Below are 18,017 nucleotides of genomic sequence, written 5' to 3'. Positions count from 1 at the left end.
CAGATAAATATAATTAATTCAATCTTTTAGTTAACTGCTCTTCCACCTTTTTAAAGAACTGTAAAGGTTTTAACGTTCGCCATGGCATATTATCGAAAGAACCTCCAAAATTAATGTAATAATCAATGCTATTGTCTTTAAACTCCCGAATTACATGTTCTTGAAAATTAACGCCAACTATCCAACCATCTTCAACTTCTTGAAACCATTCTTCGTAGTAACTATCATCAGATGCATGGAAATTTAATACATTTTCACCTATCAAGATAAACTTATTTAAACCTTCATCCATCATTAGCTCCAAAATATCACGCTTCATAAGCATAATATCATTGTTTATGGCATCGTTCCATTCGCCAATAAATTCTATAATTGCATAACTTCTGTCGTAATCGGCATATAGCACTTTCATATAAAGCGTGTTCGAGCCAAATTCATCCCATTGAGGATGTAACAAAAAATTATAAATCTGCTTATCAAAATATATTTCTGAATACTCGGTGTTGTAAAAAGGAGAACGCTCATCTTCTGCCGAAATATAATCATCTCTCCACTGGTAATAAGGCTCTATTTCGTGCATGTAACTTTAATTTTGAATGAATGATTTATTGAATGTTGAATGTTTTCGAGCGATTGCATCATTCAAAATCCCCTTAATCAATCATTTTTCTAATGAATTTGTTTTGCCTCTACGGCTCTACGTACACTTCCGTGAGTTGTCAAAAGTTCTGCAGCTTCCTCGTAACCAATATTCAATTCATCGGCAACCATTTGTATGCCTCTATCAACCAGTTTATTATTGGTTAGCTGCATGTCAACCATTTTATTACCAACAACTCGCCCAAGCTGAACCATTACGGTTGTACTGAGCATATTTAAAACAAGTTTTTGCGCAGTTCCAGATTTCATTCGGGTAGAACCAGTAATAAATTCTGGCCCTACAACAACCTCCACCGGGAAATCAGATTCGGCAGCAATTGGTCCGCCAGTATTACAAACAATACAACCTGTTAACACTCCGATTTTCCGGGCAGTATTTAAACCACCAATTACATATGGCGTAGTGCCAGAGGCCGCCAAACCAACCAAACAATCGTTTTCGTTGATGTTAAATTCCTGCAAATCTTTCCAGGCTTGCTCCGCATCATCCTCAGCAAATTCTACGGCTTTTCTTATTGCAGTATCGCCACCGGCAATTATACCAACAACCCAATCGAATGGTACGCCGTAAGTTGGAGGGCATTCTGATGCATCTACTACACCTAATCTGCCGCTTGTACCTGCGCCAATATAAAAAAGGCGACCGCCCTTTTTCATTCTTTCGGCAACTGCCGAGGTTAATTTTTCTATTTGAGGCAAAGATTTTTCTACTGCAAATGCAACAGTTTTATCTTCGTTATTAATGCCCTGCAAAACTTCCAATACCGACATTTTTTCGATGTGGTTGTAATTGGATTCGTGCTCGGTAACTCTATCCATAAATTTAATTTTGATAAAATTCGGTAAATTCTTTTTAAAAACTGCGCAAAAAAATCAAAAAATAAGTGTGCATTATATCTATTTAAGTTTTTACCAGTTAATTATTGTTAAATATTAGAAACAAAAGACTTTAAAACACAGTTAAAATTTAATCAACCCGCTTATTTTCATAAATTTGCATAACGCCAATGAAAAAGAATACCCGAAACAATATCCTTATCGCTTTAAGCTATTCAGTAATTTTAATAGTTGGTATGTATTTGGGTATAAAATTTATTAAAGATCAGGGTTATGGCGTTCAAAAACCAGCAAGACTTGCAGAAAATTCTGATAAGCTTGATGAAATCCTTCACATCATAAACGGTAATTACGTAGATGATATCAATACAGATTCTTTACAAAACTTACCGATTGATAGCGTTCTGCACCAGCTAGATCCACATAGTGTTTATCTTCCCCCATCAAATGCGCAAGATATGCAAAACGATTTGGAAGGAAATTTTGAAGGCGTTGGGATAGAATATTACATGCTGAATGATACCATGATGGTTACTGGTGTAATAAAAGATGGGCCTGCATACCAAGCGGGAATTAAATTAGGAGATAAAATTTTAAGTATTGATAGCACCATTGTTAGCGGAAAAAACTTGCCTAAAGATAAATTAAGCGGGCGATTTCGAGGCAAAGCCGGTAGTGGTGTAAATGTACTTTTGATGCATAGTGGTAGTCCGCTGCCAAACCGCGTTATGGTAACCAGAGGTAAGGTAAACATTAGCAGCATTGATGCCGCTTACATGATTAATACCGAAACCGGTTATGTGCGCATCAGTAAATTTGGCGCTAATACAGATAGTGATTTTGCAGCTGCTGCTTCAAACCTAAAAGCGAAGGGGATGAAGAAACTAATTTTAGATTTACGCGATAATGGTGGCGGTTATTTTAGTGCTGCTACCGGTTTAGCCGATCAGTTTTTGCCAGAAAATAAATTGATTGTTTACACACAAGGTAAACACGAACCGCGTACAGATTATTTTTCTACCGGAACAGGAACCTTTCAACAAGGCAAACTTGCTGTTTTAATAAATGAAAATACAGCCTCAGCGAGTGAAATTGTTGCGGGTGCTATTCAAGATTTAGGTAGAGGCATAATTGTTGGTCGACGTTCTTTTGGCAAAGGATTGGTTCAAGAACAGTTTTCTTTTAATGATGGTTCTGCTTTAAATTTAACCATTGCCAGATATTACACACCATCGGGCAGGAGCATTCAAAAATCGTATAAAAAAGGTTACGATGCGTACAAGCATGAGCTTGATGAACGTATGAATGATGGTGAATTAACAGGAGATTTAACATCTTTTAAAGATTCTATTGAAAAGAATGACGGTGTAAATTTATCTCAAATAAAGAAACCAAAAACTAGCGGCGGTATCCTTCCAGATATTTTTGTTAAGCTTGATACAACTGGCTATAATAAATTTTACGGCAGTTTGGTTAGCAAAAAAGTACTGTCAGATTATGTTTTTAATATCTTAACAAATAAATACAGTTCTACATATATAGAGCAGAATATTAATGTATTTAATCTAAATGATTTAGATTTTAAAGATTTCATTGGTTTTTTACAACGACGAAATGTGCAGATAGATAGATTTCAATTGTACAACTCGAAAACTGTAATTCTTAATGACTTAAAAGCACTATTATGTCGTTATTATCTTGGTGATGTTGGCTACTATAAAGCTGCAAATCAAAACGATAATGCGATAAAGCAAGCTTTAAACAATCTGTAAAAAGCTAAAGATTTGCGAAATTTATTTAATTTAACCATATAAATTGTAGCAAATTAAAATGGATAAATTACCAACTTTCTCTGCCTTAACGCATGAATTTAAGCACCTATTTAAACGCCAGGAGGTTGCAGCAAAAACCATCTTATTGCGTGAAGGCGAAACTGCCAAACAAGCATTTTATATTAAAAAAGGTTGTTTAAGAATTTGCTTCAATAATAATGGGAAGGATATTACTTTTCAATTTTTCTTCGAACAGGAATTTGTTTCTTCTATCGAGAGTTTCAAAACCAATCAACCCAGTTTATTTACCATCGAAAGTATTGAACCAAGCGTAATTTATTCCATTTCCAAACGTAATTTTAATACCATTATGGAATCTTCTAAAACCATCAAACAACAGGTTGAGGAATATACTTTTCATCGGTTGGTTTACTATCAAAAACTATTTCTATCTCGTATAAAAGATAATCCCGAGTTAAGATATCGGGAATTACTAAAACAAAACCCTAAAATCATACAACGAATTCCTCAACATTACATCGCCTCATTTTTAGGCATAACTTCTGTTTCATTAAGTCGGATTAGAAATCGCCGTTAAGCTTTCTTAACAATTGTTATCGTACAAGAACTTACAACTATCCAATTTTGTGGTGTAAAATTTAAACATCATAATATGAAAATAGTAATCGTTTTTAATCACCCCTACGAAGGAAGTTTTTGCAATGCCATATTAAATGCTGTAACCAACGGACTTACAAAAGGACATCATGAAGTTGACCTTATTCATTTAGATAAAGATGGTTTTAATCCGGTAATGACTGCTGCAGATTTAAAAGGCTTTAGGGATAAAAAACCTAACGACCCAAAAGTAATTGAATATGCAAACAAAATTGAAGAGGCTGACCATTTAATATTTATATTCCCAATTTGGTGGGAACTAATGCCCGCATTAACGAAAGGATTTATTGATAAAGTTATATTTCCAGGTGTAGCTTATGATTACACAAATGCAAGCAATACAAGAATGAAACCATTGTGGGAGAAACTTAAAGGCATTACTATAATTACTACAATGAATACCCCGAAATGGTTATACCTTATACTTTTCGGCAATGCAATTAAAAAAGCTATAATATTAGGTACTTTCTGGAAGATTGGATTTAAAAACCGAAAATGGATAAGCTTTAATCAAGTTAAAATGGTTTCGGCTGAACAAAGGGAGCGATGGCTAACGGAATTGGATAATAAATTTACGAACCTTATATCTTAGTATCAAAGCAAATAATAATTTGTACTTAACCCTAAAATAGTATGTTAGCATAGTAAAAAAATTAAGATATAAAAATTTTATTCTGTAAAATTTGTATATACATTAAAGATTTTATAAATTTAGTGTTCCGAGACAGGAGAGAAAACATAAAACCCCGGCAATTTGTCGGGGCTTTGTGTTTTCTATAAATAGATTACAGTTAGCTTTGTTTAAAATTAACGTTCATATTATATTTAACGCGAACAGGCTTCCCTTTAACAATCCCTGCATCCCATTTCGGCGATTGTTGAAGTACTCTTAATGCTTCTGCATCGGTTTCCTTAGTTAATCCTCTTATTATAGTAATATCAGTTAATTTTCCAGAGTTCTCTACAACAAACGATACCCAAACCTTTCCTTGTACATTATCCTTTTTAGCCTTTGCCGGAAATTTAATATTCTTTCCTAAATAATCATAAAAAGCTTTCATCCCGCCAGGAAATTCAGGCACTTTATCAACAGAAACAAAATCATACACTTTCTGTGCTTTACTTTCTAGGTTGCATATCATCATAAAGATAAGCAGAGCCGGTAGAATCAATAATTTTTTCATTTTTTTTTAAATTTAGTTATATATTATTTTTGGCAATTTTTATTTTTTTAGCAAATGAATCCCCAAACCCAGCATTTTAGCTGAGGTAATTTGTTCAATTCAATAAATTTATTGGTCTTGTGAGATTAGTTTTTCTCTACCGGTTTTTCTATAGCTTTAAGAATTGGTTTGGGTTTTGTGGTAATTAGAATTACACCGTTACTCGCTAGCGGACCATAAAGTTCAATTGAAGCTTTATCTTTTAATACGGTTATGGCTTTGATGTTTTTGGTATCAAGAGCATCCATTTCCCACTTATCTATTCTATTCCCATCTAAAATATACATAACCTCATTATAATTTACTGGGCGATTAATGCCTCGAAAAGCGATACCAAAATCTTTATTTGATTTTATAATAGCAGTTGTATCAGTTTTTGAAGTGAAGAATAAATTACTCAATTTGCTTACATTATTTAAATGAGCAATTTTACTCTCCAGTACCTTATTCGCTGCTGTTCCCTTGCCAGAAATTGTTGTTATAACTACTGCACCAAAGGTGGCTTCTGGTCCAAACAATGTTACTGCGTTTTCATCTTTTAGTATAACAACTTCAGAAATGGTTTCTGGATTTAAACTTGCTATTGAGAATTCTGTTTTTGGATCTTGTATTATTCCATTAACAGCATAAACAGGTTTTTTAGCAGCATTAATACTCACTGCCTTTTTTGTTGTTGAAGGTGTTTGCTGAGCAAAGTTATTGCTAACTATTCCTACTATTATGATGATTGTAAAAAATATATTTTTCATACCTAGAACTTTGATTTTAATTCATTTTGTGAAGACCTATCCACAGATAATTCATGAGCATTTAAATTTCTAAAAATTTGCCCTGAAGCAGATTTAGTCGTAACAATTAACACACCGTTTTTGCCTTGATTTCCATAAGAAGCCATTGCAAGGCGATCTTTCAATACAGAAATAGACGCTATAGTTTCTGACCTTATATTTTCTAATGCATCATTAGCTTGAATAACGCCATCCAATACAATTAGTGGTTTTTTTGAGTTGTCGAAATTATTCACACCACCAAAAGTTAATTTGGTAACCTTTCCCTGACTGCTAACAGCGTTATCAATAGCTTTGGTAGGTTCGGTTAATTCATTTAATTTAAAGTTGATGTTTATGTTGTATTTAACACGAACTGGTTTTCCGTTCTGAATGCCTGGTATCCATTTAGGCGATTCTTCTAAAACCCGCTGAGCTTCTTCATCTGTTCCACTTCCTAAGCCTCTTGTTACTGCAATGCTGGTTAGGCTTCCATCTTTTTCTACTGTGAAAGAAAGCCAAACTTTTCCTTGCACGTTATTTTGCTGAGCCAACATTGGATATTTAATGCTTCTACCTAAATAATCATAAAATTTCTTCATGCCGCCCACAAATTCGGGCTGCTTTTCTATCGATACAAAATCATAAACTTTCTTATCGTCGGTATTTGATGGAGCCAAACTTTGACCAGTTATATTTAATTGAGATAATTCTTTGTAACCTTTTGCAATCGGAATATTTTGGTTGCTAATATTTGTTTCTAAATGTGGTAAGCGAAAACCAACCTTAATCGCATACTTACCATTATCTACATTTTTAAAGCCATCATAAGATTCAATTGCTTTTATAACTTCCTCATCGCAACCATCACCTAAATCAACACTATTAATTAAATTGTTTACGCGACCGTTTTTAATGGTGAATTTAATTTGACTATTCCCTTGTAAACCATTTTCCTGTGCTTCTTTAGGGTATTTAATTTCATTACCAATATATTCGTAAAATGCTTTCCAATCCTTTTCAACAGGGATGTTTTTAACAACCTCTTTTATCTCAGGTTTTGCATCAGTTACAGGCTCAAGTGGTTTAGTCACAATATCCTGAACCAAATCAATAGGTTGTTCTAATGGAATTTGCTTTGAAATTGACAGCAATTTTTCGTTCTTACGTATCGTTGCCGAAGAGAAAACAATTAAGAGTGCAAACAAGGGAATAAAAATGCCATACTTAATTACTGCAATTTTTTTAGAACGCTCTTTATGAAGCATGTAAATCCGTTTCTTTACTAAAGATTTTTCGAAGAAATTACTGGTAAGTGCATTAGGGCTTATCCCGAACGACTTACTCAAAATTAACATTGCATATTCAGTTTTATCGCCTTGAAACTCTGCAGCATGCTCATCAGCTAAAAATTCATGAATATTTTTTATTGCTTTTTTGTAGAGATAGATAACCGGATTTAGCCATGTAAGTATTCCGATGATTTCGAAAAACAGGATATCCAATGTGTGCCATTGTTTAATGTGCGCTTCTTCATGAATATCAATTACATTGCTATGAGGTAGCTCTACATCAATTATTTTCTTGCCTAAAAAAGAAAAAGCCGAACCATCTTTTGCATTTTTAATTAATTTATTAACTGCCAATAAATTAAATATCAACCTGCAAGTAAAAAACAAAATACCGCCACAGTATATGTAAACCAATAAATTTGCCCAATTAATTCCTTCTTGTGCCTCGGTAACTATGGTAGCTTGCTGTAGCATGGCATCCCATTTTACGCTTGTGTAAACTTTCTGTGCAGCCTTTTGTTCCATTAACCATTCTAAACGTATGAAGGGTATGCAAAGCGACAGAAAACCAGCAGCAACCAAGTAAACACGATTTAACGTAAAGTAGGTTTCTTTATCCAATAGCAATTTATAGCATCCATAAAAAACAATCAGATATATGTTTACCTGCAGAAGGTAGTGGGCAAAACTCATCTCGGTCTGTGTTTAATTTTATTAATCATTTTCAAAATTTCATCCACATCACTTAAATCCAACTTTTCTTCCTTAACAAAAAAGGAGAACATGCTTTCTACCGAGTTTTCGAAATAGTTGCCCAGCAATTTTTCCGTGGCATGGCGCTTATATTCTTCTTTGCTTACTAAAGGGTGATACTGGTGCGCTTTTCCGAAAGCCTCATGACCAATAAATCCTTTTGTTTCTAAAATTCTGATGATTGTTGAAACCGTGTTGTAGGCTGGTTTCGGAAGTGGCAACTCGTCAATTACCTCTTTAACAAATGCCTTTTCCAATTGCCACAAAACTTGCATGATTTGTTCTTCGGCCTTGGTTAAATCTTTAATATCCATTGTATGTATTAATTATAGGAGCAGCCGAACTACGACTGTATATTAAAGTTAAAACTAATTAATTAGTTATGCAACTTTTTTATTAAATATTTTTGAAGGAAAAATTGAAGGATAGGTTTTTGAAAGATCATCATGCTCGCTTATAAACTCGCCCTTTGAAAGGCACGGGTGGTTGACCGGTAAATGCATCCCTCTCCTTTAAAAGATGGAAACCAAGTTACACTACTTAAAACCTATAGAATTAACTTACTGCCCCTTAAATCCATCTCTTCAAGGAGAGAGAGTGCTTAACATTACCCCAAGCAAAACCTTTGATAGAGTGAGGTAATGTACAAATAGAGATATTCCTCGACTCTTCTTCTGTGAATTCTGCGCTTAAATGGCAAATTAGATTTTTATTAAATCGTGCTTAATACCATATACAACTAAACCTGTTCGAGTTTTTATATTGAGTTTTGCAAAGAGCGATTCTCTGTAATTATCTACGGTCCGAGGACTAATATTCATTAAATCGGCGATTTCCTTGTAGGTCATTTCAGTACTACAATGTTGCAGAAATGTATGTTCTTTTTCAGTTATGAGGGGTTTAGGTTCGGTTTGTTTTAAAGAAAACAGCAATCTGCCCGAAACCATATCATTAATAAAAAACCCCTTTTCTACCACAGCTTTAATTGCAATAACCAAATCATGCGGTGTTGATTCTTTAAGCATATAACCACCTGCACCAGCTTTTAACATCCCGATGATGGCCTTTTCATCCTCAAACATGCTTAAAGCCAAAACATTAACTTTTGGATAGTCCTTTTTCACATATTGAGTAGCTGCGTATCCATCCATAAGCGGCATATTAATGTCCATAAGTATTACCTGAACCTGAGGATGTGATTTTAAATGCTTTTGCATATCTAAACCATTTGTAGCCTGAAATACAACATTTATTTCTTCAAATTCGGATAATAAATTTGCCAAACCCGAACGAAAAAGCGTGTGATCATCAACAATACCGATGGATAATGATTGTGTTTGCATAGCTTAAGGATATGGGATTTCTATAAAAATAGATGTACCCTTTTCAAGCGTTGAATTTACATCAATTTTACCTTTAATCATTTCAATTCTTTTATGAATAGAAGCTAAACCCATTCCTGCCTTTTTATTTTTGGCATCGTCATAGTTAAAACCAATGCCATTTTCCTTTACAGTAAGCAACAGAATCTCATTTTTTATAAACGCATTTATGTGAATTGAGGTTGCCTGTGCGTGTTTTATAATGTTATTAATAATTTCTTGTAGTAGCCTTAAAATGATTAAATCTTTATCTGGCGATGAAACTTTTAAATCAAGAAGATCATTATTTATTTGAAGTTCGTAACCACCTACCCTTTTTAACCAAGTAATTTCCTGATCTATTGCATGACCGATACCGGATTCTACAATTTGTTCGCCGTGCAATATTTTAGCAAGTTCTCTAATTTCCTTTATCGATTTATTAAGCAACGAAAGTGAATTACCGATTTTTTCAGACACTTTTTCGTTTTCAGGGATATGTATTGAATTTAATGTTAAGGTGGTTAAACTCAATATCTGACCAATGTTATCGTGTAATTCGGTAGCAATGGTTTGCATGGTTTGTTCCTGAACTTCGATATGAGTTTTCAAAATTTCAGATTCGAACTTTTGCTGCATATTCTGTTTCTCAACAATATGATTCTTTTTATGCCTGTTGTAAGAGCGAATATATATCAACAGAAAGAATGGCATCAATAGAAAAACTAATGAGGCCAATAAAATTAAGGACATATTTTCCGTTGGCGAGCTCTGCATATAAAGGAATAAGACCAAAAACCGTATAGAAATAAATTTAATGTAAAGTAGATAATTAAGCGAGTGTTGTATTTGCCTAAAAATTTTTGCTGAATTATTTCATCGAAAATGTTTGCTATCGTTCCTCCGAAATAAAAAATTAATACCCCACCCATCCACCAAAAAGCAGAATGGAATTTTAAATCTACATAATTCTCATCCTTCAACAATAGAAAGAAATACAAAAGCGCATAAATAACAAAGATAACAGACATAATACTTACCGTTACAGAGTTATATGCTAAAATGCCATATCTATAAGTGCAAAAAGAAAATATTGCTGCAATTAAAATATATGTTGCGATTATAATCTTCTTTATGTTAATGTAATCGCTTATAAAATAATATAGCCCATAACAAATATAGCTGGCCTCAAATATTGTGTATATGTTATAAACCCATAAATTATTGTGGTAAGTTCTACCACAATATTTCGCAAAATTTTCTGTAAAAACCACCACTACCAAGTATGCGATTGTAATGAGCCAAAATGTCGATTTATCCTTGGCTAAAAATATTATGGAAAAAATAAGGCAAATAAATTCTATTGTAGTTGTATCTACCATATATATTCTTTACGAACTAGCCTGTAAATTAGCTTTAAAATCTTACTCATTACAAAATCTATTTATTCATTAGTTCGCTACCATCGTCACATACATCAGGACAAAGTTTTCCTCTATTATCTGGGTCTGTTGGGTTTGGTGCATCGCCAACGTTTTTGATTGACACCTCATGGCTATCGTGTGAGGTTTTATCAACAAAGTAATCTGTTCTAGGTTTCCCATCAATATCTTTTGTAACAACGAAGAGCAATGTGTTCATCTCTGCATAAGATGAAGGGATTTCATCTCCATAGCCAAGTTTGTTTATGCAATCGATAATGTCTGCTGTGTATCTACCAAAATATATCCTTACACCATCGCCTTCAAATTTGGCAACTTTCTCTGCTAATGCAGTAATTTGGCTTGCCGGAAACCACGCTGCCTTCGTATAACTAGCATTATCTGTTTTCTCGCTTGCTCTAAAAGCAGCGGTCATTTTCTTTGCAATATCTACGGGGATTGTATTATCTGTACCATCTTTGGTAGAAGGATTTTCTATCATGCTATGTTTAGTCGTTAAATATTAAAATTGGCAATAATTACCCGATTTTACAACCGCTAATTAACCTTGCTTATTACCGTAAAATCACCCTATCAAAAAAGGTATTTCGAACCTGAAACTTAATGTATCATACTTCTAAATTTGATGCAAGCAAACCAAAAAGAATTGATGCAGATAAGAATTGCTTTTTAAAGAAATTATAACAATACAATAAAAATATTGCTTACTCAGCACACTCTCAAACACACCATTTAACACAGCTAATCAGATCATCATGTAAAATGATGATTCTGATATTGCTGGAATAAATTCATTATTTATGGTGTTGTGAAGAATTTGTAAAGGAAGCACCAACCAAATTTTTACATAAAATTTAGAGTGTACCATTAAAAGAGATTTAATCTTTTTAATCCACGGTTATTTACAATTAAAAACAAAATTTAATTTTAAATAACTCTCTAAATAAAGTTGTTGCTTGGATAACAACAGGCTCGACCAATTGTACTATTTAGCTGTAGTTAGGATTTATGAAAAACAATCCCGAAAAAAGGCCTGCCGTTTTATAACGGAGGCCTTTTTCGATTTATAAAATATTTGGAAATTAATTGCGAACTGGCGCTGTAGTTCCTGTTGCAGCAGCAGCTGGTGCCGCTGGCAATTCCTTTCTAGGAATTTGAGCATCGCGTTGCGAAGTATTGTAAACAAATGAGGCTACAATGGTAGCTGCTTGTTTCAAATCATCTTCAACCAATCTATCGTATGTATCCATGTTGCTGTGGTGCGTACGTGTATTGTAATCCATTGGGTCCTGTATAAACTGGAAACCCGGAATACCAACTGCATCAAATGCCTGATGATCGGTGCCACCGGTATTGCTAGCTGTGATTGTTGTAGCGCCCAAATCTGCAAATGGCGTTAACCAACTTTTAAAGATTGGTCCTGCGGCAACATTTCCTTGTAAATAAACCCCACGAATTTTACCTGTACCATTATCTAAATTGTAGTAAGCTGATATTTTTTTCTGATCGGGTGTTAAAACCATAGTTTTTGGATCACCAAAATGTTTTGCCACATAACCTCTCGAACCGAACAAACCTTGCTCTTCAGAACTCCAAAGGGCGATACGGATGGTGCGTTTTGGTTTAAAATCTAATGTTTTTAAAATGCGCATAGCTTCCATCATCACCGCAGAACCTGCAGCGTTATCTGTTGCGCCTGTACCTGCATGCCAAGAATCGAAGTGACCACCAATCATCACCAACTCATCTTTAAGCTTTTTATCCGTACCCGGAATTTCTGCAATTACATTGTAACCTTGAGGATCTTGATCGTAAAAAGAAGTTTTAACATCAGCCTCGATTTCTACAGGTTTACCAGCACGTAACAAACGCAAAATGTGTAAATAATCTTCAGCGGCAACTTCCAATTCAGGTGATACAGGTTTTGCATCCAAAGCATAAGAAGCGCCATTGCTGGTAAAAAAAGTACCTTGTCCGCCACGGGCATACGTTAAAATTAAACCAACTTTTTCTTCAACAAGCATTGCGCCCATAGCTGCACGAACTTCACGCATCTTCATCATTTGTGCCATTGCATTATTTGCTCCACCTGGTCGTGGCCCTCTCGGACCAGCAACTGCAGGTTTCGCCTCTGCCATTTTTGCTAAAGTACTATCTGCATAACGCATAAAATCTGGTCGGATACCGCTTGTTAATGGTGCACCAGCATCCATCATTACAATTTTACCTGCAAGCTTGCCTTTGTACCTAGCTAAATCGGCAACACTATCTGCTTTAATTAATACTACGTTTGATTTAATTGGACCATTGGTTCCTGGGGTCCAGGCCTTTGGTGAGGCAATAATGGCGTGATAATACGGCAATGTTGTAGCCGCATAATATTTATCAACCTGCCAGCCTTTACCAAAATTACCCCAAGCTTCGAGGTGTGCATTTTTTAAACCCCAATCTGTAAGTTGTTTCATTGCCCACTCTTGCGCTCTTTTTAAGCCGGGTGAGTTTGATAAACGTGGACCATTAACATCAGTTAGGTTGAAGGAAATTTCCATTACTTTAGAGTTTTCCAACCCTTCTTTTCTAATTTTTGATACAATTGCTGCATCAGGCGCTTCTTGAGCAAAAGCATACATACATAAGCCCAAGGCAAATGCGGTTGTAGTAAATCTTTTTATCATTTCTTTTTAGTTAGGTTTGATTATTGGAACCTAAAAATACATTAAATGTAGCTTTAATTGGTTTTCCATTGAGATTTTTACACAACAACCATTTGAATTTGCACCGGTAGAAATTAAGTGTTTACCAATAATCTGAGTTAGCTAAACCTTATTGAAACGAAAAGCCCGCAATCCCGATTTTTCATCGGGAGCGGACTTGTAGTGTAAAGAAGGACTAACATTAATTGGAAAAATGAAACTGCTTTCCAAAAAAAATCTATTCCATATTTATTTTATGCTTTTTTTAGAAACAATGAAATAGCCTATTATAAAAAGTATAACGGCATAAATTAAACTTGTAACTATTTCTTGTGTAAAAATTGGGAAATCGCTAATGTTAACTGATTTTTTAGAGGAGGTGCTGCTGTTTAACACAATTGAAGGGTGGCTATAAGGAATTAAATAGGCGTATTTCCAACCAACATTACCGGCTATAATGCCCATAATTGTGCCTACAAAACCAATACCCATTGGTTTTAAAAAATCAGACCAAATAAGGCTTAATATAAATTGTATGGATAAAATACCAAGTGAAGCTAAAAACAGTTTAAAATAAAATTTAACCAATAGCATAGATGGATCGTAACCTGAAAAGTTATAACCTGGAACCAGAACTTGAAGTAAATGACCGAAAAGAAAAGTGAACAGTGCAAATAACAGCAGGCAAATAAAGATTAATACAACTGCATAAATATACTTGGCGGCATAAATTGATAGTTTGTTTAGCGGCTGTGCGAAAAGTGTTTTCCAGGTATCGTTTTTATGCTCGATATTGTTTACCGAAAAAGCCATAAAAATAACGTAGAACGGCATAATTAATACGCCCATAACCCCTAAAGCAGCTCCGATGTATCTAATCCATAGCATTAATGGTGGATACTGCATTTTTAAAATCTTATCTGAGCCGCTATAAAAGCCAAATGAAATTAAGCCACAAATTACTAATGGAAGTAAAATTGCCGCCCAAAATGCAAGTGTTTTCCTTGATTTATAAAATTCGGAAACTAAAGAAATGTATAAAGAGCGCATGTTTAATTATTTTTTGTGATATCAAGAAACAGATTTTCTAAGTCTTTTCTTTTTTGATAAAGACTAGAAACCGTAAAACCGTTTTGAATTAATAATGTATTTAAATCGCCACTTGCTTTTGCGTTATTAAATGGGATGATGATTTTAGTACTGGTTTGTTCTGCAATTTCATAACCAGATGCTATTAAAAAAGCAGATGCTTGCTCAACGTTATCTACATCAATTTCTAACATGGGTTTACTTAACAGATGTAACTCATTTATTGTACCCTGAAACAATAACTGCCCCTTATTTATGATACCAACATGAGTTGCAGTTCGCTCTATTTCTGCTAACAAATGGCTAGAAACCAGTATAGTTTTATTGTGTTTGGTTGCAAGTTCTATCATTAAATTTCGAACTTCTATAATTCCGTTCGGGTCTAAACCATTGGTTGGTTCATCTAACAATAGCAGTTCTGGGTCTGAAACTAAGGCTAAAGCAATGCCTAATCTTTGCTTCATTCCTAATGAATATTTGCTCGATTTTTTGTTTGCAGCTTCCGTTAAGCCTACCAAAGCAAGCATCTCATCAGCTTTGCTTTTTTTAATTCCCAATAAAATGCAACGATTTATTAGATTTTCTTTACCGCTCAAATGACCATAAATAGCAGGCTGCTCTACTAAAGCACCAACACGTTTTAAAGTTGCAATACGATTTCGGTTAATTTCTTTACCAAAAACAAAAACTTGATCGGCAGGTGACTGGAGCAGGTTTAATAATATTTTTATCGTAGTAGTTTTGCCGGCACCATTCGGACCTAAGAAACCGTAAATGCTTCCGTAAGGCACTTGCAATGATAAATCTTTAAATACGGTTTGGTTACCGAAATTATAATTTAAGCCTACCGTTTCGATTGCAAAATTGCTCATACTATTTAAAAATAGCTGTTGCTTGTTTTACAATCGAAGTTGATGCTTTTGCAGGTTTAACTACCATTTCATCGCTTTTATTTTGGCTTGTATTTACGGTAAGCGTTAATACAATCATCATAAATACAGGTAACAACAAAAGTAAAAATGGCGAAGTGTTTGCTAATTTTTTCATGATTGGTTGAGTTAGGTTAATTGCTATAGAATTTTCAGTAGTAAGTGAAAAATTATTATTTGATGTATTTACTGCTGAAGTGTTCATATCGTTTTGTTTTGATAGTTCAAAGAAACATAAGAAAACAATCGTGCTAAAATCTATTATACCAAGCGTTAAAGATTATAGATAAACGGGTAGATTTGGCGTTCGTCGATAAATTTTGCCCGATAAACCGTTCGTAGAAAAAAAATGCCCGTTGGTAGATTGTGTGATTAAATACAACTTTCTTTATTTATTTTGGTTGCATGATTATTTGTACGCCAAATAGGCTTACATTCCTATAGTAATATGAAAAAAAGTAAAGCACCAATTATACTACATTCCATTTTTTGGGTGATAATTTTAATGATTATTACTGCAGGAAATATATTTGAAACTGATAAACACACGCTCAAAGATTACTTTATCAGCTATGTTGTATTCGGTGTGATAAACATTTCGATATTTTACATAAATTATATCTTTTTAATCCCCGAGCTGATTAAGAAACGTAAAAAATACTTTCTGTACATAGCTGCATTCTTTTTAATTATTGCAGTTTCGGTAGTTTTAAAAACAGCAATTGCAGTACTTAATCCGGATGATGTTTTAGCATCTATAAATGCAAAAGGCAAAAGACGGGATTTACCTGTGCATACTTTTGTGATTGGCGTTACATTTCTATCTGGATTTTTCCTAATTTGTAGCTGTATTATTCGTTTTACAATTGATTGGTTCGCCACAGAACGTATTCAGCGCAACCTGGAAAGTGAACGTAGGGAAATGGAACTTCAATTCTTAAAATCGCAATTAAATCCTCACTTTTTATTCAATTCGTTAAACAATATTTACTCTTTAGCTTATCAAAAATCTGATAAAACTGCCGATGCAATAATGAAGCTTTCGGAAATTATGCGCTACATGATTTATGAGAGCAATACGCCAACGGTGTCATTAAGCAAAGAAGTTGATTACCTTCAGAGCTACATTGAGCTACAAAAAATAAGGTTTAAAGATGGCGCATACGTTGAAATGACTTTAAGCGGCGAAATTGATGACCAAAAAATTGTGCCTTTAATGTTAATTTCTTTTGTAGAAAATGCTTTTAAACATGGCGTGGTTACAGACCCATCCGAACCTGTAAAAATTGATATTATTGCCAACCAAAAGATTCTGCATTTTAGCGTAATCAATAAAAAGAATAACCAGAATAAAGATGCGCAAGGTGGTGTTGGTTTACCCAATGTTGAGCGTCGTTTGCAACTTATCTATCCTGATAGATATAAATTAAATGTTGTAAATTCGGCTACCCATTACACTTGCGAGTTAATGATAGATATATAATTTTATCCAAGTTACGTATCCCTTACTAATAAATTATAGCTACTTAAAATGAATTTGAACTGTATTGTTGTTGATGATGAGCCTCTAGCACTTGATATTTTAGAAGATTATATTTCTAAAGTGCCCTTTTTAACCATGGTTAAGAGATGCGAAAACCCTATAGAAGCATTACAAATTGTTCAGAGTGGCGGTATTGATTTGGTATTTTTAGATATACAAATGCCAGAATTAACCGGAATACAGTTTTTAAAAATTGCAGGCAACAAATGCAATTATATTTTAACCACAGCTTATCCGCAATACGCCTTAGAAAGTTATGATTTAAATGTATCTGATTATCTATTAAAACCGATTGCATTCGATCGTTTCTACAAAGCTGTAGAAAAGGTTCATAATCAAACTAAACCTGCTGATGCAGCTCCACCACAGATTCAGCCTTTAATTACTCCAGCTCCATTTTCGGGTTCTCCAAACCCGATTCAGGATTTTATTTTTGTTAAAACAGAGCATAAAATTCAAAAAATATACCTTCATGATGTTTTGTATATAGAAGGATTGAAAGATTACATTTCTATTTTTACTAAAGATGAGCGCATAATTACGCTTCAGAGTATGAAGAAAATGGAAGAAGCTTTACCTCAAAGTCAATTCATCAGGGTGCACAAATCTTACATTGTTGCAGTTGACAAAATTGAAAGCATTGAACGAAGTCGCATTACGATAAACAAGAAAATTATACCAGTTGGTGATACCTATCGCGATGAATTTTTTAAAGTTATTGGCAATAAAAATATTTAGAAATGTTATTCCGCTACGTTTTAATGGAACTGGCGGGAAATGCCCGAAAAGCAACTTGCCTTTGTTAGATAAACGTGATTGAAATGCAAAGCCCCAATTCTTCATTGTGCTTGTAATGGAAAGCAGGGCTGAAATATCAAAAGAATTACTGAAGCAACGTTTTCGAGGAAAAATAAAATTGCCACAGAAATACAGAAATCACAGAAGAAGTGGGAAGTCTATTTTCGAAAATAGCCAAGA

18 protein-coding genes are annotated in these 18,017 nt (G+C 34.1%); 5 read left to right on the top strand and 13 right to left on the bottom strand.

The window, feature by feature from the left end; genetic code table 11:
* Positions 1–13: 13 nt before the first annotated feature.
* Together ACFOWA_RS18700 and murQ are read right to left on the bottom strand one after the other, a co-directional pair.
* Complete coding sequence (locus tag ACFOWA_RS18700) at positions 14–580, bottom strand: hypothetical protein (protein WP_378988227.1); 567 nt, start codon at positions 578–580, stop codon at positions 14–16.
* Between the two features lie 89 nt (positions 581–669).
* Positions 670–1,479, bottom strand: coding sequence for an N-acetylmuramic acid 6-phosphate etherase (gene murQ / locus ACFOWA_RS18695; RefSeq protein WP_123207384.1), 810 nt, complete (start codon positions 1,477–1,479; stop codon positions 670–672).
* A gap of 188 nt (positions 1,480–1,667) precedes the next feature.
* Between murQ and ACFOWA_RS18690 the strand changes: the two genes are divergently transcribed.
* The 3 genes from ACFOWA_RS18690 (at position 1,668) to ACFOWA_RS18680 (ending at position 4,539) form a co-directional block, all read left to right on the top strand.
* On the top strand, positions 1,668–3,269 hold the full coding sequence (locus ACFOWA_RS18690; RefSeq protein WP_378988223.1) for a S41 family peptidase: 1,602 nt from the start codon (positions 1,668–1,670) through the stop codon (positions 3,267–3,269).
* A gap of 58 nt (positions 3,270–3,327) precedes the next feature.
* A complete protein-coding gene (locus tag ACFOWA_RS18685; protein WP_378988220.1) occupies positions 3,328–3,867 on the top strand; it encodes a Crp/Fnr family transcriptional regulator in 540 nt (179 codons plus the stop codon).
* A 75-nt stretch (positions 3,868–3,942) separates the two neighbouring features.
* A complete protein-coding gene (locus ACFOWA_RS18680; RefSeq protein WP_378988217.1) occupies positions 3,943–4,539 on the top strand; it encodes an NAD(P)H-dependent oxidoreductase in 597 nt (198 codons plus the stop codon).
* 199 nt (positions 4,540–4,738) lie between these two features.
* On the opposite strand, the gene ACFOWA_RS18675 is transcribed toward ACFOWA_RS18680, so the two are convergent.
* The 11 genes from ACFOWA_RS18675 to ACFOWA_RS18625 form a co-directional block, all read right to left on the bottom strand.
* Positions 4,739–5,131, bottom strand: coding sequence for an energy transducer TonB (locus ACFOWA_RS18675; RefSeq protein WP_378988214.1), 393 nt, complete (start codon positions 5,129–5,131; stop codon positions 4,739–4,741).
* 125 nt (positions 5,132–5,256) lie between these two features.
* Positions 5,257–5,919 carry a TonB-dependent receptor plug domain-containing protein gene (locus tag ACFOWA_RS18670; protein WP_378988211.1) on the bottom strand — a complete coding sequence of 221 codons (663 nt, stop codon included), beginning with the start codon at positions 5,917–5,919 and terminating at the stop codon, positions 5,257–5,259.
* A gap of 2 nt (positions 5,920–5,921) precedes the next feature.
* The gene (locus tag ACFOWA_RS18665) at positions 5,922–7,922 is read right to left on the bottom strand and encodes a TonB family protein (RefSeq protein WP_378988209.1); all 2,001 of its coding nucleotides are present in this window, start codon (positions 7,920–7,922) and stop codon (positions 5,922–5,924) included.
* Complete coding sequence (locus tag ACFOWA_RS18660) at positions 7,919–8,296, bottom strand: BlaI/MecI/CopY family transcriptional regulator (protein ID WP_378988206.1); 378 nt, start codon at positions 8,294–8,296, stop codon at positions 7,919–7,921. The genes ACFOWA_RS18665 and ACFOWA_RS18660 overlap by 4 nt, the downstream gene beginning before the upstream one ends.
* Positions 8,297–8,683: 387 nt before the next feature.
* Positions 8,684–9,325: a response regulator gene (locus tag ACFOWA_RS18655; RefSeq protein ID WP_378988203.1), complete on the bottom strand. Its 642-nt coding sequence runs from the start codon at positions 9,323–9,325 to the stop codon at positions 8,684–8,686.
* A gap of 3 nt (positions 9,326–9,328) precedes the next feature.
* Positions 9,329–10,096, bottom strand: coding sequence for a sensor histidine kinase (locus tag ACFOWA_RS18650; protein ID WP_378988200.1), 768 nt, complete (start codon positions 10,094–10,096; stop codon positions 9,329–9,331).
* A gap of 687 nt (positions 10,097–10,783) precedes the next feature.
* Positions 10,784–11,266, bottom strand: coding sequence for a hypothetical protein (locus tag ACFOWA_RS18645; RefSeq protein WP_378988198.1), 483 nt, complete (start codon positions 11,264–11,266; stop codon positions 10,784–10,786).
* A gap of 601 nt (positions 11,267–11,867) precedes the next feature.
* Positions 11,868–13,460 carry a M28 family metallopeptidase gene (locus tag ACFOWA_RS18640; RefSeq protein ID WP_378988195.1) on the bottom strand — a complete coding sequence of 531 codons (1,593 nt, stop codon included), beginning with the start codon at positions 13,458–13,460 and terminating at the stop codon, positions 11,868–11,870.
* Between the two features lie 267 nt (positions 13,461–13,727).
* Entirely contained in the window at positions 13,728–14,528 is an 801-nt protein-coding gene (locus ACFOWA_RS18635) for an ABC transporter permease (RefSeq protein WP_378988191.1), read from the bottom strand.
* 2 nt (positions 14,529–14,530) lie between these two features.
* Positions 14,531–15,439 carry an ABC transporter ATP-binding protein gene (locus ACFOWA_RS18630; protein WP_378988189.1) on the bottom strand — a complete coding sequence of 303 codons (909 nt, stop codon included), beginning with the start codon at positions 15,437–15,439 and terminating at the stop codon, positions 14,531–14,533.
* A gap of 1 nt (position 15,440) precedes the next feature.
* A complete protein-coding gene (locus ACFOWA_RS18625; protein ID WP_378988187.1) occupies positions 15,441–15,701 on the bottom strand; it encodes a hypothetical protein in 261 nt (86 codons plus the stop codon).
* Between the two features lie 243 nt (positions 15,702–15,944).
* On the opposite strand from ACFOWA_RS18625, the gene ACFOWA_RS18620 reads away from it, so the two are divergent.
* Both ACFOWA_RS18620 and ACFOWA_RS18615 read left to right on the top strand, forming a co-directional pair.
* On the top strand, positions 15,945–16,979 hold the full coding sequence (locus ACFOWA_RS18620; RefSeq protein ID WP_378988184.1) for a sensor histidine kinase: 1,035 nt from the start codon (positions 15,945–15,947) through the stop codon (positions 16,977–16,979).
* Positions 16,980–17,027: 48 nt separating this feature from the next.
* Positions 17,028–17,777: a LytR/AlgR family response regulator transcription factor gene (locus tag ACFOWA_RS18615; protein WP_378988181.1), complete on the top strand. Its 750-nt coding sequence runs from the start codon at positions 17,028–17,030 to the stop codon at positions 17,775–17,777.
* Positions 17,778–18,017: the final 240 nt, after the last annotated feature.

The sequence above is a fragment of the Pedobacter lithocola genome (genome assembly GCF_042650845.1).
GTDB classification, from domain to species: domain Bacteria; phylum Bacteroidota; class Bacteroidia; order Sphingobacteriales; family Sphingobacteriaceae; genus Pedobacter; species Pedobacter lithocola.
The sequence above is the reverse complement of the archived record's forward strand: the minus strand, read 5'-3'. Positions and strand labels throughout refer to the sequence as shown.

Bases quoted from the DNA above. Each gene is read 5' to 3' on its own strand.
- ACFOWA_RS18700 (WP_378988227.1), bottom strand. From the start codon at position 580: ATGCACGAAATAGAGCCTTATTACCAGTGGAGAGATGATTATATTTCG.
- murQ (WP_123207384.1), bottom strand. From the start codon at position 1,479: ATGGATAGAGTTACCGAGCACGAATCCAATTACAACCACATCGAAAAA.
- ACFOWA_RS18690 (WP_378988223.1), top strand. From the start codon at position 1,668: ATGAAAAAGAATACCCGAAACAATATCCTTATCGCTTTAAGCTATTCA.
- ACFOWA_RS18685 (WP_378988220.1), top strand. From the start codon at position 3,328: ATGGATAAATTACCAACTTTCTCTGCCTTAACGCATGAATTTAAGCAC.
- ACFOWA_RS18680 (WP_378988217.1), top strand. From the start codon at position 3,943: ATGAAAATAGTAATCGTTTTTAATCACCCCTACGAAGGAAGTTTTTGC.
- ACFOWA_RS18675 (WP_378988214.1), bottom strand. From the start codon at position 5,131: ATGAAAAAATTATTGATTCTACCGGCTCTGCTTATCTTTATGATGATA.
- ACFOWA_RS18670 (WP_378988211.1), bottom strand. From the start codon at position 5,919: ATGAAAAATATATTTTTTACAATCATCATAATAGTAGGAATAGTTAGC.
- ACFOWA_RS18665 (WP_378988209.1), bottom strand. From the start codon at position 7,922: ATGAGTTTTGCCCACTACCTTCTGCAGGTAAACATATATCTGATTGTT.
- ACFOWA_RS18660 (WP_378988206.1), bottom strand. From the start codon at position 8,296: ATGGATATTAAAGATTTAACCAAGGCCGAAGAACAAATCATGCAAGTT.
- ACFOWA_RS18655 (WP_378988203.1), bottom strand. From the start codon at position 9,325: ATGCAAACACAATCATTATCCATCGGTATTGTTGATGATCACACGCTT.
- ACFOWA_RS18650 (WP_378988200.1), bottom strand. From the start codon at position 10,096: ATGTCCTTAATTTTATTGGCCTCATTAGTTTTTCTATTGATGCCATTC.
- ACFOWA_RS18645 (WP_378988198.1), bottom strand. From the start codon at position 11,266: ATGATAGAAAATCCTTCTACCAAAGATGGTACAGATAATACAATCCCC.
- ACFOWA_RS18640 (WP_378988195.1), bottom strand. From the start codon at position 13,460: ATGATAAAAAGATTTACTACAACCGCATTTGCCTTGGGCTTATGTATG.
- ACFOWA_RS18635 (WP_378988191.1), bottom strand. From the start codon at position 14,528: ATGCGCTCTTTATACATTTCTTTAGTTTCCGAATTTTATAAATCAAGG.
- ACFOWA_RS18630 (WP_378988189.1), bottom strand. From the start codon at position 15,439: ATGAGCAATTTTGCAATCGAAACGGTAGGCTTAAATTATAATTTCGGT.
- ACFOWA_RS18625 (WP_378988187.1), bottom strand. From the start codon at position 15,701: ATGAACACTTCAGCAGTAAATACATCAAATAATAATTTTTCACTTACT.
- ACFOWA_RS18620 (WP_378988184.1), top strand. From the start codon at position 15,945: ATGAAAAAAAGTAAAGCACCAATTATACTACATTCCATTTTTTGGGTG.
- ACFOWA_RS18615 (WP_378988181.1), top strand. From the start codon at position 17,028: ATGAATTTGAACTGTATTGTTGTTGATGATGAGCCTCTAGCACTTGAT.